Source organism: Vibrio harveyi NBRC 15634 = ATCC 14126 = KCTC 12724, from assembly GCF_001591145.1.
In the GTDB taxonomy this organism is placed as follows: Bacteria; Pseudomonadota; Gammaproteobacteria; order Enterobacterales; family Vibrionaceae; genus Vibrio; species Vibrio harveyi.
This window is the reverse complement of record NZ_BCUF01000002.1, coordinates 1-16,641: the sequence shown is the minus strand read 5'-3', so window position 1 is coordinate 16,641 and position 16,641 is coordinate 1. Positions and strand designations below refer to the sequence as shown.

Genomic DNA, 16,641 nt, shown 5'->3' with positions numbered 1-16,641 from the left:
TGGCTCCAAAGTGCAGAAGATAAAAACGAAAAAGCCCCGCTGTATAAGCGAGGCTTTTAAAGGGTGGGACCCCAGCCACATCCCGGCACACAAGTCACACGCTGCGGCTGCTTCCTTCCGGACCTGACCGAGTTCACGAGCTATTGTTGCGAGAGGACCAGAGCCCCATAATTCTTGCTTTGAGAGCTTGTCTCAAATGATGTGAGGATTATTCAGCATCGCCTCTCGGATTGCAAGGGCTAAAGCGACGAATTTGTCCTTTTCACTTCCGTTTGGACAAAACTCGGTCAATTCAGTCTATTAAAGCTAAACCATACAAGGGTTTGCTTCATTACAATTCCGGGAAGCTTGTTTGCTCGAGTACATATCTTCATCTGCTAAATGCAGCGCTTGCTCAAGACTAACGCTTCGCTCTCGCTTGACGGAAACACCCACAGAAATGGTTACCACATTCAAACCATCAGATTGTTCGTCTTTGGCATCCAGTGAACTCAGCTCTTCAACTGCTCGACTTAACTGAACCTCAGTAGGATAACCAAGCAAAATAAACTCATCACCACCAATACGATAACTTCTACCCGCCCACACACGATGTATTTTGAGCGACAGCAATTGCAACACTTTATCCCCTGCTCGATGTCCAAACGTATCGTTGATTTGCTTGAAGTGGTTAATATCGAGATACAAGACCGCAAGATCCTTTGGTACACCCTGTCGGTACTTAAGTTGTAACGAGCGTCGATTTCTCAATCCAGTCAAGTTGTCAGTGTTTGATTGACGGTATAGGTACAAGCTGACACCAACCGCAAACACCAGCACAAAAACAAACACAGCTTGAGTCTGCGTCGCCAAACGAACTTCATATTCTAAGGCGGTTCGCCAATCTGGTCTTAAGTCATACTGAGCAACAATTTTCTCCAAATCTAGCATGGAGATTGCTCGACTAAAGTATGGGGCGAGAATTTCACCACGCTGATTGGTTGTTAACCCTATCGACAATTCCGATTCGTAAAACTCACCAATCGCATCGTCTTGTTCAATTGGAATTAACTCACTCAAACGTAAGAAATGATTCAGCATAGCGGTGTCCATCGCAATGTAATCAATCTCTCTGGCTAACAAGGCATCTAATGTTGCTTGCTGAGAATCAAATCGCTTGAGTTCTTTTAATGGCAACATTTGGGTAAGCATTTGATCAAAAAAGTCATCTTTTACCACACCAATACGTTCAGAAATAAGCTGAGAAACATGGGAATATACGTTGGGCTTGTAGCCCAAGCGTTTCACCATAACCGACGTCGGTTGGTAATGAGGCTGAGGGAAGTAACTGAAAGCACGTCGTTCTCGACTGATGGTCAGTGGCGCTAATAAATCGAATTCACCTTGGATAAATTGGGCGTACATGGACTCCCAACTTTCATCAGGCTTGCTGATAACCACACAATTCAAAGCCAAAATTTTACAACTTTTCATTACGACGTCTGCTGTCATCCCTTCGATAGAGCCGTCCTCTTTATAAACCACGTAAGGAAAGATAGATTCAAACTTGATAGTAAGAGGCTGCTCTAAATCGATTGGCAGTCGTTTGATAGATTCACGCAATGCTGTCTGTCGAAGTTCAAACTGATATAGCGCAACTTGTTCGCGTAAGTGCTTTTGTACCGATTCATCGTGAATAAAATTGGCAAACGTCGACAACTCATCAAGATGTGATCCTTTCTGGCTAACAATAGAAACAGGCTTGATGGAGATTTGGTCATTAAGAAGTTTGGCATCAAAGCCTTCTAGCAACATAGGTTTGAGTTGATTGATAGCATCTACTACCCCATCAACTTGACCAGAACGCAGCAGTGCCACCGCTTCTTCATGCCCTTGATAAGGAACTTGAAGCAACTCAGGGTAGTTTTGTTGAATAAGCTCTGCATAGATGGTGTCTTTTGGTACCCCAACAACACTCGCTTCACCTAAGGTCGCATCATTCAAACCATACAGATAAGTATATTCAATGTTAGTTGGACGTGAATAACTGAACTTCAGTGCACGTTCTGAGGTGTAGGTGATATTCGCAGCAAAGTCGCTCTCACCGTTCGCAACAGAATCCAAAATAGCGTCGAAACTCGAGTAATTCACGTACTGGATCGAAACACCAAAATGTTCTGCTACTGCGTCAAATAACACGCGAGTAACGACATCATCCGCCTCTGTCGCTACCTTATAATTAGGGGCTTGTTCCGGTTCTGCTTTGAGGCTCAAACTCAATAGAAAGCAAGCAAAAACCAACAGCCTTTGAACTACTTTAACCATGACAAACGTTTCTAAAAGGACCCTTCATACATATTGAAGGTAGGATTGAATTTTTATTATTAAATGCACAATAAATATGAAAGGCCGAACATATAACATTCGGCCTATTATTTCATAAACAAATCAAGAGTCTGCCGCACGGGTCACTATTTACCCAGAGCGACTACAACTATTTCATAACTCTGCCTGCTCATCGCTACTACGTAAGATGTAGTCCGTCATCCAAGCCGTTCCGAGCAAACAAATCCAAACAACAAAGACAGGGTTTGGTACTTCAATGTTTGGGCTAACGACTAATGCAGCGAACCCTACGGTCGGCAAAGTCCAGCAGAGCAACTTACCCCAACGCATCGAATTTCGAATCTTAGTTAACGCCTCCATAGAAGCCAGAATTCCCGTAATACTTAGTGCGACAAGCACAGCATAAGGCAAATCAGCTAACCACAGTGGCAGCAACAACAGCAATGACCACCAACTGTGTTTTTCTGAAGGTTTCCAATGATTTGCTGCCCACCACATGACTATCACTGATAAGGTTTGTACCACTGTCAACCACGCAGAGCCATCAAGCTTCCCGGCTTGTTGTGTCACCATAATGCCTACTTGTAAGGTCAATACAATCAGACCAGCGGTAAGCAATACGCCTAGTGAACTACGACGTGAGAACACGACCATTAATAGTGGGAATAGGATCAAAACGCCCACTGACAATGCAATCGGCTGCATCGACAGAGTGACACCATAAACGGTCATGGCACCGAGCAGAATCAAACCGGCAATTCCTCCTTGTGGCAATATCCACAGTGCGGGAATCATTAAGGCGAGAACGGGGATCTCTCCTTCGCTCAAACTGATGGCACGAGCACACACCACGGCAAGAAGAGTCGTAATAAGAAATTGAAGTGTCGAAAAAATCATAGCGCCTCCTGGCTTCCCCAACCAACTTGGTAACTCAACGGCATGTCAAACTGGGCATTAAAAGTCGTTGAGCGGGTCTATATGTAAACTAAGCATAAGCTTGTTTTTGTATTTCCAACTTACTCTGAAAGATCACTTGCAGCTCACAAAATAAACAATAAAAGGCGGTGAAGAAAGATGAGCGACAAATGATGTTAAGGAGCAAGAACTGATAGCGAAGTACAAGTCTTGTGTATTACCATTCCTTGGTAAACAACAATGGACACTTTCAGTATGGACCAATTTTTAATGCAAATCTTTGCTGTAATTCACCAAATTCCCACCGGACGTGTTTCTACTTATGGTGAAATTGCCAAAATGGCTGGCTATCCGGGCTACGCAAGGCATGTTGGTAAAGCGTTAGGTAATCTACCCGAAGGCAGTAAACTGCCATGGTTTCGTGTCATAAATAGTCAGGGGAAGATTTCGTTGAAAGGTCGCGATCTGGAAAGACAAAAGCAAAAGCTTGAAGCTGAGGGAATTGAGGTATCTGAGATTGGAAAAGTCTCGCTCAGAAAATACAAATGGCAGCCTTAATGGCTGCCATTTTAACAATCAGTTTGGCTAACGATTAACGAGTACCAACAAGACGAATGTTTGCTTGGTGCGTTTGTTCTGTATCTGTAATGACAGGAATGCTTGTGTCATTGATAAAGCGCAATTTACCATCCACTTCGATACGAGCACGTAGGCTGTAACGGTGGTTTGGTTTGATATCGTTGCTGTTGTAGCTCAGTTCAAATGCCAAAGGTACTTGTTTACCCTCTGTCTCGAATGTTTGTTTCGCTAGTACTTTAGCTGGGGCATCCGCAAGAGAAACATCTTCTAGCGCAACCGTAACGACTGCGTGCGGAGGCAGTGCAATACGCTCGCGATAAGCCACTGTACCTGTAATTGTCTTCATAGACGCCTCAGCTGATTCCATTTCTGTTGTTTGAGAAGTTTGGCAACCCACTAGTGCAGCACCGAATAGTAAAGAAGTAACAAGTAGTAGTGTTTTTTTCATAGTTTCCTCAACGGGTGTATCAATTCGCGCTAAGTATAGAGGGAGATTATTAAACTGTCTGCTGTACGCTTATCTATTTGACAATAGTTTGACTAAGTTAGAAATTATCAAACAGTTGATTTTGTTTCATAATTGAAGCAGCAATAAAAACAAGGTGAGGAGACATCATGAGTAAACCACTAAGAGAATTGCTCAGCCTACTACAACTCGAAAAACTAGAAGAAGGCTTGTTTCGTGGTCAAAGCGAGAACCTAGGTTTACCTCAAGTTTACGGTGGCCAGGTTATTGGACAGGCATTATCTGCTGCACGTTACACTGTAGAGGACGCACGCACAGTGCACTCGTTTCACAGTTATTTCCTCTATCCTGGCGATCCAGAGAAACCAATCATCTATGACGTAGAGAACCTACGTGACGGGCGCAGCTTTAGTACTCGTCGAGTCAAAGCGATTCAAAATGGTCGTCCTATTTTCTATCTAACGGCGTCTTATCATGGCGATGCTCCTGGTTTTGATCATCAAAACACCATGCCAGATATTCCTGGGCCGGAGAATTTCCCTTCGGAAACTGAGCTTGCCAGCCATATTGCAGAATTCTTACCCGAGCGTTTACGCAAAACATTCTGTGGCGAAAAACCTATCGAGACTCGCCCAGTCAACATCGTAAACCCATTGAAACCTAAGAAAACTGAAGCGAAACAGTACCTATGGATTCGCGCCAATGGAGAAATGCCAGAGAACCAACTGATTCACCAATATCTCCTAGCTTATGCGTCGGATTGGGGCTTCCTAACAACGGCACTTCATCCACACGAAGTGTCATTGATGACTCCGAACTTCCAAGTGGCAACCATCGATCACTCTATCTGGTTCCACCGCCCGTTTAAGATGGATGAGTGGTTGCTGTATGTAATTGAAAGTCCAACCGCCAGTAACACTCGCGGTCTAGTTCGTGGGGAAATCTACAACCAACAAGGTCATCTTGTTGCAACGGCCGTTCAAGAAGGTGTGATGCGCTTTACCAAATAGCTCTTCTCACAAATTGGGACTAAAAAAGGAGTGCTTATGCACTCCTTTTTATGTCAGTTAGTTTTTTTGATATTCAAAAGTAACAACAGACCACTCGTACAAGCTGTCAGGAAGACCGTACTCACCTTCACCATAAATCACACCTGGTTCCGCGTATTGTCCTCCTCTCTTAGTGGCCATAAACTCGCGATGTCCACGTCGGTACTGAATCAATGGGCTGACCATCTCGTATTTGGTTCCTTTTTCAAGCTTGCTGTCATCAATAACCAAATAACGAGTCATACGAATGGTTGCACCGGTTTTACAGTAACCTTCCGCTGAATAGTCGATCGCTAAGAATGGGCGAGGATCATTAGGGTCCAATAGTGCACTACAGCCATCAAAACGAGCAATATGCATCCACACAGCTCGCACTGCCATTGGGTCATCATTATCTGTTGGCCTCATCAGCAACAGGGCAACTTTACCTTCGCCATTCTCAACCAATTCAGCATCTGTAGGCTCTCGTAATAAGCTCGCTCCCATAATACCAAATTCACTTTCTTCTAAATTAGCGAATCTTTGTGCATTCAATTCACTACCAACGACCGTTTGACCACTTGTTAAATGTGTGTACTTATCCGCCACACCAGAAGCAGAGAGGTTGAGTGCTACTGTTACCGGAGTGTCACTCATCTCTTTGTAATCGCGGGTTTCTTTCTCAGCAATACGAATTTGCACAACGCTACTAGAATCATAACCTTTTAAGGTGATAACACCGCGTGAAGGATCTAGTGACGCTATATTTTCACGTCTGGTGTTGTGTAGTACGTAACTGCGCTCGCCAATTGCTCGACCAAAATCTAGCACCACTTCTTTGAAGGGTTCAAACTCTACGTCTTGGCGAAGTACAGATAAACCAGGGTGATCGGCTTTGCCTATTTTCCCCTGATAGCTGACCTTTTTAGTTAGGTAGTTACGTCCTGTCAGCGTGGCTTCAACCATGTAATCTCCAGCGTGCAGTATCGTTAACTCGCCATTGTTTGAAGCCATTTTTACAGACGGCGCTGATTGGTTGATCAAGCGATATTCAGCTTTGACACCATCACCGTTTAAATTAGGTTGTAACTTGTCACCAGAGCCATATGTCGCTTGTGGATAGGCAATAGTCGCACGGCTCTCAATCGGTTTAACGGTAACACTAAAGCTTGCTTGTCCAGCGGAGTATTGCTCATTGCCCACATCAGACACGACAATTCTTGTGTTGCCAGCATTCAGAATACGCATTTCACCTGAGTTAGGGTCTAATGAAACCACATCGGTTTCTGAACCTTCAGCAAACGCATAGCTGACCTGACCAACCACCCCTGAAATTGTCGGTTTGGCTACCGATGGTTTAAGCGCGTTCCAATTAACTTCGACATCAGAGCTAATCTGGATTCGACTCGGTGCACTCAATATGGTGAAGGTTACCGTTTGCTCTGGTCCCGCGGTATAGTTCTGACTCTCTTTACGACGTAACGTTAAGGTTGTCACACCCGCTTTATACACGTGAACCAGACCATTCGCGATGGCATCAGCAACACTCGGCTGGGTATTATCGAGAACTTCAATTCCATCGCCAGAAGCGAGCAACTCAAAATCACGTAATAACTGGAACTGATGATTTGTGCTGTATACAACCTCATAGTCTTTCACAGGCATTGCTGAGCCTTGAGCCTTGGCGACATTAAGAACGACATCAAACTGAGTCGATTGATAATACTCACCACCATCATCTTCAAAGCGCAGCGTATAGCTGCCTGCTCTATTTACATAGATTTTACCGGCAGCAATTTGCAGCCCTTCAGGAATAGAATCAACTAAACTGAGTTTGCCTTTCTGACCAGCAAACTGCAGTGGAACTGTTAACTCATCTTGATAAGTGAGAGCAATTGCAACATCTTCCATGTCTGGGTGCGGTGCTGGAGCAATATCAACCGTGATTTGAGTTTGCGTATTAGGAAAATTGCGTATTTCTCGCTCAATAATGTCGATTTTTGCTTGACCGACACCTTGTATGATCAGAGCGTCTCCATTTGGGGATACACGAACAACATCTTGCCCTTCAGCCACATCAAAATAGTAGTCGCCCTTTGCATTGCTAACGAGAGGATACAGCGATTGGTTAGCACTGTAGTTTGCAGCGATATTGATAGAGTTGAGCGGCTGACGCTTACCTTTGGCAACGTTCACCACAAAACGGGCTGTTTGTTGCTGCTGAACAAAACCTTGGCTGTATGTTGCCGTCGCCTCTATTTCGACCTGCCCTGCGTTATGAATCAACAGTAAACCGGTGTTCTTATCAAGAATTTCAACAACATCGGATTGGACGTTACTGTCAGCAAGCTTAAACGTAAGACTCTCAGTTTCGACGTCATCCAGTCGAACTGGTTCTAGCGTTAAACCGTCCCTATAAACAGGGCTTAGAGGCGCAAACTGTAATTGTTCAGCACCAACTTGGAAAACATGGACATTGGCATAAATATCGCGCGCTTGGTAATAATCATCTCCCGTATCGTGAATACGGATTCGCGCCTGACCTTGCGCTCCAATAGCATACACGCGACCATTTTGGTTTACGCGAACCAAGTGCTCATCACCATCAACCACTTCAAAGCTTATTTGGCCTCGTTGACCACGAACAACCAATAACTCACCGTCTTTATTCAATGCGTTCAAATTGAGTTCGTTGACCACTAAATCGGGGTTAGTGCCTTTGCTCACTGTCACAGTGAACTCTGCCTCAGAAGACTCATAAATCGAGCTGTTATCCGTCGCTTTTACCTTCGCGATGCCAGGGCGCAGAATTTGCAATTGCCCAGATTCATCAATTTGGACCACATTAGAAGGTGTTGAAGAAAGAATTTGGTATGTGATCGTGCCCTGCACATTGCTCATCGTTGTATTAAGAACGTGACCAACGCCATCAAAGGCAAGCGTTGTGTCTTCTACCTTTAACTGAGCACGGCTTTGCTTGGTCGTTTGAGTTGAAGAGTTTGAATTATCGGGTTTGGAATCACCGCCCCCACCACCGCAACCTGCAATAACAGCAGCGAAAAACAAGAGAAAATAATATTTTTTCATTTTTTGTAATAATTTCTTACATCAGGAATGTGGCGCGATAATAATACGATGTTTTATTCATCACCACCCCCATTTGGGATTAATTTCATACCTATCAACCCCGAAATACATTCACAAGATCCATAAATTGCCGACAATTTTCGAAAACTTGCAAAAATAAAAGACAAGCAAACGTTTACCTTACGTTAAATTATTAAATTAGCGATAATAAATATTGGGTTTTCAACAGGTTAAAATATAAGCACCAAATCACACTTTGAGGTGCTAATAATTGTAAGAGGTAAAAGAAGTGAGCCCTAAAAAGGCGCTCACGGAGATGTGAAAGAGAAATTAAACGCCATAAATTGGTAGCTCAGTAGTGTACTTTATCGGTTCCATAGCAAAGGTTGATGTTACGTTGGATAAACCTTTTACACTGTTCACCAATCGTTTATAGAACTCATCAAAACACTTCATGTCTTTGACGACCACTTTCATCATATAGTCGTATTCTCCTGCCATGCGATAGAACTCCATCACTTCAGGGAAATCACTTACGGTCGTCACAAAATGGTTATACCACCCTTCTGAGTGATCACTGGTTTTGAGCTGCACAAACGCAATGAAGGATAAATCTAACTTCTCCGCGCTCAGTAGCGCGACACGCTTTTCAATATAGCCTTCATCTTCTAGCTTTTTTAAACGCTTCCAGCAAGGCGTGGTCGTCAGATTAACTCGCTCAGCTAAGTCATTTAATGACAAGGTTCCATCATTTTGGAGGAAAGAAAGCAACTGCTTATCGATTTTATCTAAGCCCATTACTATAAAAATCCTTTAATGTAGAAAATTTTTCTACTTTTGATAAATAACAGAACAATAATAGCAAAGTTTTTCTCTGCAGTTATAGGTAGATTATCCCTATAGACAAAAACAACTACCCTACAGAATTTCGAGGAGTCATGTTATGTGTACTGACCACAACTGGATCAACAATGCTGTACGCAAAATCGAAGCAGACTTTCAACGCTCAGCAGATACCCACTTATTCAAGTTAGATCTACCTTCTTTGGAAGGCATCGATATCTACTTAAAAGATGAAAGCACCCACCCGACAGGCTCACTAAAGCACCGCTTGGCACGCTCGCTGTTCCTTTACGCGATTTGTAATGGTTGGGTTGGTCCAGAAACCACGGTGATCGAAGCATCATCAGGCAGTACAGCGGTTTCTGAAGCGTACTTCGCTCGTCTTCTTGGCTTACCATTTATTGCGGTGATGCCAAAAACGACGGCACGCAAGAAAATTGAACAAATCGAATTCTACGGCGGCAAAGCGCACCTTGTTGACCGTTCAGACCAAATTTACGATGAGTCTCGTCGACTAGCGAAAGAGCTAAACGGTCACTACATGGACCAATTTACTTACGCTGAGCGCGCAACTGACTGGCGTGGTAATAACAATATTGCGAACTCTATTTTTAGCCAAATGGAGTTGGAAGATCATCCAATCCCAAGTTGGGTTGTAATGAGCCCAGGTACAGGTGGTACGTCGGCAACCATTGGTCGCTTTATTCGTTACCAAAAATACGACACAAAACTGTGTGTGGTGGATCCAGATAACTCGGTATTCTATGACTACTTCCAGTCTGGCAACGCAGAGATTAAAGGCGAAAACGGCAGCAAGATTGAAGGTATCGGTCGTCCACGAGTAGAGCCTAGCTTTATCGCAGGTGTGGTAGACGAAATGCGCAAAATTCCTGATGCTGCAAGCGTAGCAACAGCACATTGGCTGTCTGGCTTAATTGGTCGTAAAGTTGGCGCGTCGACAGGCACCAACCTATATGGTGTTCTTCAGCTTGCATGTGAGATGAAACAACGGGGTGAGACTGGCTCTATCGTAACGCTTCTGTGTGACTCTGGTGAACGTTACCTAGACACTTACTACAACACGGATTGGGTAAAAGAAAACATCGGTGACATTCAACCTTACCTAGCACAGCTTGAAATTATTCAGTCAAAAGGTTGCGTTGAACCAGCATGTTGCGGTCCAATCACTGAGTAAAACTCAGACGCCAAATAAAGAAACAGCCCGCTCAATCAGCGGGCTATTTTTTATCTGCTTAATACAGAAAAATCACTTCTTCTGGCGTGCTTCAAATGCAGCCAATTGCTCTGGCGTTGCTTTAGGTTGGTGGTTCTGTTTCCATTCATCGTAAGTCATGCCATAGACACGCTCACGAGCATCATCGATATCGATATCCGCACCTAGTTCTTCAGCTTCTGCTTTATACCATTTGCTAAAGCAATTGCGGCAGAAACCAGCAAGGATCATGAGATCAATGTTTTGCACGTCTTTATTTTCATCCAAGTGAGCCAACAGGCGACGAAATGTCGCTGCATCAAGCTTGTCTTGCTCTTCTTGGGTTAGATTTTTGTACTTGAATTCAGCCACTTTACTTTCCTTTTATTTATCTCGCAGTTCATAGCATAGAAATGAGTGAGCGTGCTGAGTCTAAAATTTGCGTCATTACAACAAATTTCCTTGTAAAATCACGCACTCACCCAAAAGACTGATATGATAACCGCCAGTTATCTTATTGATTAAATTAATACTAATTCTAAAAACGGTCTTTCACAAAGGTTATCGCCAAGTTATGAAAAACGCCATCCTATTATTATCTGCATTGACCATGAGTCTGCCAACTTTCGCTACTCAAGAACAAACTCACCAATCTTATTTGTACCTTGGAACTGGTAATGTGGGCTTCGACACGCCGGAGTTTGGTTCTGATCGAGACAGTGGTTGGTCAACACCTCATATTACAATTGGCTGGGGCTACAACGTAAACCAATACCTTGCGTTTGAGGGTGTGTTGCGTTATTCACAAAATGAACTTAAGAATGATTCTCTTAAGAATGATTCTCTTAAGACAGATTTAGACCTTCATTACTACCAAGCAGGTATGTCAGCCGTACTAACAAGCGATAACTTGGGTGATACACCATTGTCACTATTTGGTCGCGTGACCGCATTGGGTACTCAAGCAGAAATGTACATTCCTGATGTTCAAAAAGTCACCGATGACTCTGGCGCGCTATTCAACGTTGGTGCAGGTATTCACTGGGACATGAGTAAAGATATTTGGCTTCGTGCTGAGTACATCTACAATGTGGCAGATATGGGCTTTGATAACTTTTATGACAGCTATGAAGGTGTCCAAGTAAGCTTAGGTAAACGCTTTTAATCAGACTTTCCCAAGCTTATATTACGTTCAGAATTGAAGACAAAAAAACCGAGGTCATTACCTCGGCTTTTTTGAATTTATTGCACGGAGTCACTAAGCAACTTATTGTTCAGAAAACTGACCAGCGGTGTCTTGCTTCACATGACTACTGCCTTGACCCGCATCCAATGAGGTCAAAATGTTTTCTTGGCGATCTTGAATCGCACCTGTTAACTGCGGTAACGCAGTTGTCGCTAATAGCGCCATTGCACCAGCAACTAAAACCATCTCAACCATGTAACTGCCACGGAATTTTTTCAAGGGAACACCTCAATAGTAACGCCAGCCAAAGTATTAATCCTCAGATACATTGCCTGCCAAGACCCATCATTCGGTCAAACACGATGAGCGAGTCCTGTGCCCCTCGAAGAAGTGGCGAAATAACAACCAATAATTATCATTAGATCTATAAATAGCCAAGCGGAAAATATAAAAAAACCGAACAAAAATTGTTCGGCTTTTATATTCAACGTCTTAGCGGTAACACCTTATGGATGAGCAATACGTCCTTTTGTGTCGTGGCTTAGCGCTTTGTTCAACTCAGCCTCTACATGACCAGGTGAACGTGTCTTCGCAGAGATCAATCGGTACATCGCAGGGATAACAAACAGTGTCACTAATGTCGCAAAGCCCATACCGAAGAAGATAACCGTACCGACAGCCACACGGCTTTCATAACCCGCGCCTGTCGACATGATCAAAGGAATCGCACCGGCAAGTGTTGTGAATGCAGTCATCATGATCGGACGTAGACGACGAGCTGCCGCATCAGTAATCGCTTTTTCAAATTCAATGCCACGGTCACGTAACTGGTTAGCAAACTCAACGATCAAGATGCCATTCTTAGTTACCATACCGATCAACATGATCATGCCGATCTGACTGTAGATGTTCATCCCTTGGCTCATCACGACCAAACCAAGGAAGCCACCAAAGACCCCCATCGGCACAGTGAACATTACCACTAGAGGGTTGACGAAGCTTTCGAACTGCGCCGCCAATACGAGGTATGCAACTAACAATGCCAAGGCAAATACAACTGCAACACTGGCTTGATTCTCTTTGAAGTCCTTTGATTCACCAGAATAGCTCACTGAAATATCACCCGGCAGGTTATCAATCGCTTCTTGGTCTAAGAAATCAAGCGCCTCACCTAAAGTGTAGCCTTCTGATAAGTTGGCAGTAATGGTGATGGATTTCTGTTTGTTATAGTGAGACAAACGAATCGATGCAGCCACTTCTTCTACCTTAGTCACCGTATCTAAAGTCACTAGCTCACCGCTGGTAGTGCGCAAGTAAATCTGGCTTAAGTCAGCCGCGTTATTGAAGCTATTTTCATCACCTCGAAGGTAAACATCATATTCTTCACCACGGTCAACATAAGTCGTTTCACTTTTACCACCAAGCATGATTTCCAGAGTTTCAGAAATGTCTTGAACACTCACGCCAAGTTCAGCCGCGCGGCGTTTGTCGACAGACACCAATAGCTCTGGCGTTTTCTCTGAATAATCGATTTCAGCGCCTTCCATCATTGGTGATTCTTCAGCTTTGTTCTTGAGCATTTCTGCCCAGACTAATAGCTCATCGTAGTCCGATCCGCCCAAGACAAACTGCACTGGTTCGCTCGATCCACCACGGAAACCCGGCATGAATGGGAAGACACGAACGTCAGGAATACCTGCCAGTGATTTACGAACTTGATTCAACGCATCTTGAGCAGTGACATCACGTTCGTTCCAGTCTTCCAGAATCATGATAACGAAACCCGTTTGGTCACCCGCTTGACCACCGAATGCTGGTGTTTGGATACTGAACGATTTCAAGAATCCTTGCCCCAGTAACGGCATTAAGCGATCTTCTACAATGTCCATGTTCGCTGACATACGGTTATAGGAAGTTGCATCAGCACCACGAACAAAGGCAAAGATCACGCCTCGGTCCTCTTGCGGAGTTAACTGTGCAGGCACTTGATTCATCAAGAAGTAACTGCCACCCATACACGCGATAATAACCAAAGGTGCAGCCCAACGAACTTTCAACGCACCGCGCAGCGCTTTACGATAACCTGCTTCCAATTTCGCAAACAGCTTATCAACGGCTTGATTAAATCGGTTTGGTTTCACGTTCGCTTTTAGAATTTGACTGCCTAAAACAGGAGTAAGCGTCAAAGCAATTAAGGACGAGAAGATCACCGACATGGCCAACAAAACTGAGAATTCAGTAAACAGCAAACCGACCATGCCATCCATAAAGGAGATCGGCAGGAATACCATCACAAGAACTAACGTTGTGGCGATAACAGCAAAACCTACTTCACGCGTACCTTTGTAAGCCGCCAATAATGGTGATTCACCACGTTCAATATGGTGGAAGATGTTCTCTACTACTACGATTGCATCGTCCACAACCAGACCAATAGACAGGATCAACGCCATCAAAGTAATGAGGTTAATAGAGAAACCAAAATAGTAGGCAGCGATGAATGATGAAATCAGTGACACTGGTACCGTCACCGCAGGAATCAACGTTGCTCGTGCTTGACCGATAAAGATGTACAAAACCAGAATTACCAGACCACCCGTAATAAAGAGTGTACTGTAGACCTCATCGATCGAACGTTCGATAAAGACAGTGGCATCATAATCAATAGCTAGACGAGTCCCATCTGGCAAAAACTTCTGGATTTTATCCACTTCAGAACGCACAGCCTGCGCAACTTCTAAAGGGTTCGCATCTGATTGAGGCACCACCCCCAAACTGATGTTCACGACACCATCACTCTTAAAGGTCGAGTTTTCGTTTTCTGCACCGATGAACACATCAGCCACGTCTTTTAGGTAAATAGGCGTGTTGTCACTTGCACGTTTCACCACAAGGTATTGGAAATCTTCTGGCGTGTTGTATGTACGGGCAGTTCGCACTGACATCACTGTCGAATCGTTTCGAACTTCACCACCCGGACTTTCTAAGTTTTCACTACGAAGCGCTGCTGTAATATCAGAGGCAGTAACCGAACGTCCTGCCATCAGATCTGGTTTGAGTTTCACGTACATCACTTTGTACAAACCACCAGACAGATCGATAGAACTAACACCCGAGATCAAACTGAAACGGTCCATAAGCACACGTTCGGCATAATCCGTCAATTGTGTGCGGTCCATCTCTGATGAGCTGAGGTTAATATAGAGAGAAGCTTCACCAGAACCATTGTTTTTGTAAACAACAGGATCATCAGCTTCATCTGGCAACGAACGCTGTGCTCTAGCTACCGCATCACGAACATCACTTACGCCGGTATTAAGGTCATAACCCAATTCAAAAGTGATGGTGATACGCGACATGCTGTTGCGCGTAGTGGAGCTAATTTCATCAATTCCACTGATGCCCGAAAGTTGATCTTCCAGTACCGAAGTAATTTGGCTTTCAATGATGGTTGCAGAAGCGCCTTCATAACGAGTGCTGATCGATACAACTGGACTTTCGATATCTGGCATTTCACGCACTGCAAGTTTGGTAAACGACACAAAGCCGAATACACATAGCAGCATGCTTAATACCAGCGCCGCAACAGGGCGTTTTACGGAAACGTCAGAAAGTAACATTAATTTGCTTCCTTAGCCGCTTCGTCTTGCGCGCCCTGCTCACTGGTTGCATTCGCAGTTTTCGCTTTTCCTGGTGCGATGATTTCTTTCACTTCGACGCCATCGCGCATGTTCACAATACCTTGCACGACGATCTTGTCGCCAATCTCTACACCAGATTCAATCACCACTTCATTATCGACACGTGCTCCCAAGAACACTTCTTGACGCTTCGCTTTGTTGTCTTCATCAATAACGTACACAAAACGCTTCGTTCCGGAATATTCCAGCGCTTGAACTGGGATAATTGGTGCTTCAATCGCAGGGAATGCCAAAGACGCATTCATAAGCATGCCTGGCTTCAGATGGTTTTCTGGGTTGTCGAATTCGATACGAATACGTAAGTTCAACGTTTCTGCACTGATACGAGTATCGATGCCTGTAACTTTACCGACAAAATCAACACCGCTCCAAGCGCTGGTCGTCGCGTGAACCTCCATACCAACAGATAACATGGATAGGTAACGCTCAGGTACTTGCAGATCCAGTTCCATTACGGACAAGTCATCTAACGTCAGCAACTCAGAGCCTGCACTGACCATTTTTCCTCGACTAAAATCGATAAAACCAACCGTACCGGCAAAAGGTGCACTGATATTTAGATCCGCTAGGTTAGCTTTTGCTGCATCTAGACGCGCTTCCGCAATCTCTACGCTTGCTTTTTGCGCATCAATTTCCGTTTGAGTAATGGCATTACGTTTCACCAAACGCTGAAACTCTTTTAACTTACGCTGTTCATCTTTTAGGTAAGCTTTTGCTTCTACTAATGCTGCTTGCGCTTTGTCATCATTTAGTAGAATGAGCAGCTGATCTTGTTGAACGTTTTGATTGGCTTTTACGGGGATATCTTTTACCTTGCCAGCAACTTCAGAAGCAACAATCACTGATTGGGCAGCTTCTAGCTTACCAATCAATGATAGAGATTGGTTGATTTGATGCGTCTCTACTTGTTCAGTTACGACCGTAACCGTCGATGGACCACGTTTTGCAGCAAAAGCCGCAGGTGATGCCATTAAAATAGAAAGCGTTAGAACGGATAAAGTGGCTCTCATACTCATAATTTTGACTACTAAACAGATAAACTTATGTCATTAAACTGATTACAGTTTATCAGTTGATACGACGCCTAACGTCAAGTAGTGTAAATTCAAGTAAAAAGTCAGTTTCTCTTTTGTATAAACGACATACAAAACGCTGACTTTCTACCATCTTTGCCCAAAAAGGCAGCATTCAACTTAAAAACGTAAGAAAAACGCTTTACAGCTTGAGCGAGTTTGCTATGATGCGCTCCGCACTTGAGAGATGTGTTGGGAAAACATTCTTAAGTATAAAAATACCCT

General features: G+C 44.0%; 13 protein-coding genes and 1 other RNA gene. 4 read left to right on the top strand and 10 right to left on the bottom strand.

What is annotated here, in order from left to right; all coding sequences use genetic code 11:
• Positions 1 to 66: 66 nt before the first annotated feature.
• The 3 genes from ffs to VHA02S_RS01170 all read right to left on the bottom strand — a co-directional run bounded on the left by ffs (position 67) and on the right by VHA02S_RS01170 (position 3,222).
• An RNA gene (gene ffs / locus VHA02S_RS01180) (signal recognition particle sRNA small type) lies at positions 67 to 163 on the bottom strand.
• A gap of 143 nt (positions 164 to 306) precedes the next feature.
• A complete protein-coding gene (locus tag VHA02S_RS01175) occupies positions 307 to 2,304 on the bottom strand; it encodes a GGDEF domain-containing protein (RefSeq protein ID WP_038899105.1) in 1,998 nt (665 codons plus the stop codon).
• Between the two features lie 174 nt (positions 2,305 to 2,478).
• Positions 2,479 to 3,222, bottom strand: coding sequence for a VP0952 family biofilm-associated protein (locus VHA02S_RS01170; protein WP_005446632.1), 744 nt, complete (start codon positions 3,220 to 3,222; stop codon positions 2,479 to 2,481).
• A 273-nt stretch (positions 3,223 to 3,495) separates the two neighbouring features.
• On the opposite strand from VHA02S_RS01170, the gene VHA02S_RS01165 reads away from it, so the two are divergent.
• A complete protein-coding gene (locus VHA02S_RS01165) occupies positions 3,496 to 3,798 on the top strand; it encodes a DNA base-flipping protein (RefSeq protein ID WP_005446629.1) in 303 nt (100 codons plus the stop codon).
• Positions 3,799 to 3,832: 34 nt separating this feature from the next.
• Here VHA02S_RS01165 and VHA02S_RS01160 read toward each other — a convergent pair whose 3' ends face one another.
• On the bottom strand, positions 3,833 to 4,267 hold the full coding sequence (locus VHA02S_RS01160; RefSeq protein WP_038899106.1) for a YbaY family lipoprotein: 435 nt from the start codon (positions 4,265 to 4,267) through the stop codon (positions 3,833 to 3,835).
• A 167-nt stretch (positions 4,268 to 4,434) separates the two neighbouring features.
• Here VHA02S_RS01160 and tesB point away from each other — a divergent pair, with 167 nt between their 5' ends.
• Positions 4,435 to 5,295 (top strand): acyl-CoA thioesterase II, encoded by an 861-nt coding sequence (gene tesB / locus VHA02S_RS01155; RefSeq protein ID WP_005446627.1) that lies wholly within the window; start codon positions 4,435 to 4,437, stop codon positions 5,293 to 5,295.
• Between the two features lie 57 nt (positions 5,296 to 5,352).
• On the opposite strand, the gene VHA02S_RS01150 is transcribed toward tesB, so the two are convergent.
• Complete coding sequence (locus VHA02S_RS01150) at positions 5,353 to 8,400, bottom strand: cadherin repeat domain-containing protein (RefSeq protein ID WP_038899107.1); 3,048 nt, start codon at positions 8,398 to 8,400, stop codon at positions 5,353 to 5,355.
• Between the two features lie 330 nt (positions 8,401 to 8,730).
• Complete coding sequence (locus VHA02S_RS01145) at positions 8,731 to 9,198, bottom strand: Lrp/AsnC family transcriptional regulator (protein ID WP_017188345.1); 468 nt, start codon at positions 9,196 to 9,198, stop codon at positions 8,731 to 8,733.
• 145 nt (positions 9,199 to 9,343) lie between these two features.
• Here VHA02S_RS01145 and VHA02S_RS01140 point away from each other — a divergent pair, with 145 nt between their 5' ends.
• Entirely contained in the window at positions 9,344 to 10,438 is a 1,095-nt protein-coding gene (locus VHA02S_RS01140) for a PLP-dependent cysteine synthase family protein (RefSeq protein ID WP_009698329.1), read from the top strand.
• A gap of 72 nt (positions 10,439 to 10,510) precedes the next feature.
• Here the strand turns inward: VHA02S_RS01140 and VHA02S_RS01135 are convergent, their stop codons facing one another.
• Positions 10,511 to 10,828 carry a DUF1244 domain-containing protein gene (locus tag VHA02S_RS01135; RefSeq protein WP_005446621.1) on the bottom strand — a complete coding sequence of 106 codons (318 nt, stop codon included), beginning with the start codon at positions 10,826 to 10,828 and terminating at the stop codon, positions 10,511 to 10,513.
• Between the two features lie 202 nt (positions 10,829 to 11,030).
• On the opposite strand from VHA02S_RS01135, the gene VHA02S_RS01130 reads away from it, so the two are divergent.
• Positions 11,031 to 11,621 carry a porin family protein gene (locus tag VHA02S_RS01130; RefSeq protein WP_038899108.1) on the top strand — a complete coding sequence of 197 codons (591 nt, stop codon included), beginning with the start codon at positions 11,031 to 11,033 and terminating at the stop codon, positions 11,619 to 11,621.
• A 102-nt stretch (positions 11,622 to 11,723) separates the two neighbouring features.
• Here VHA02S_RS01130 and VHA02S_RS01125 read toward each other — a convergent pair whose 3' ends face one another.
• The 3 genes from VHA02S_RS01125 to VHA02S_RS01115 form a co-directional block, all read right to left on the bottom strand.
• Positions 11,724 to 11,921 carry a type II secretion system protein gene (locus VHA02S_RS01125; protein ID WP_009698330.1) on the bottom strand — a complete coding sequence of 66 codons (198 nt, stop codon included), beginning with the start codon at positions 11,919 to 11,921 and terminating at the stop codon, positions 11,724 to 11,726.
• A 227-nt stretch (positions 11,922 to 12,148) separates the two neighbouring features.
• On the bottom strand, positions 12,149 to 15,262 hold the full coding sequence (gene vmeF, locus VHA02S_RS01120; RefSeq protein ID WP_005446615.1) for a multidrug efflux RND transporter permease subunit VmeF: 3,114 nt from the start codon (positions 15,260 to 15,262) through the stop codon (positions 12,149 to 12,151).
• Positions 15,262 to 16,359 carry an efflux RND transporter periplasmic adaptor subunit gene (locus tag VHA02S_RS01115; protein WP_005446613.1) on the bottom strand — a complete coding sequence of 366 codons (1,098 nt, stop codon included), beginning with the start codon at positions 16,357 to 16,359 and terminating at the stop codon, positions 15,262 to 15,264. Before VHA02S_RS01115 ends, vmeF begins: the two co-directional genes overlap by 1 nt.
• Between the last annotated feature and the right edge of the window lie 282 nt (positions 16,360 to 16,641).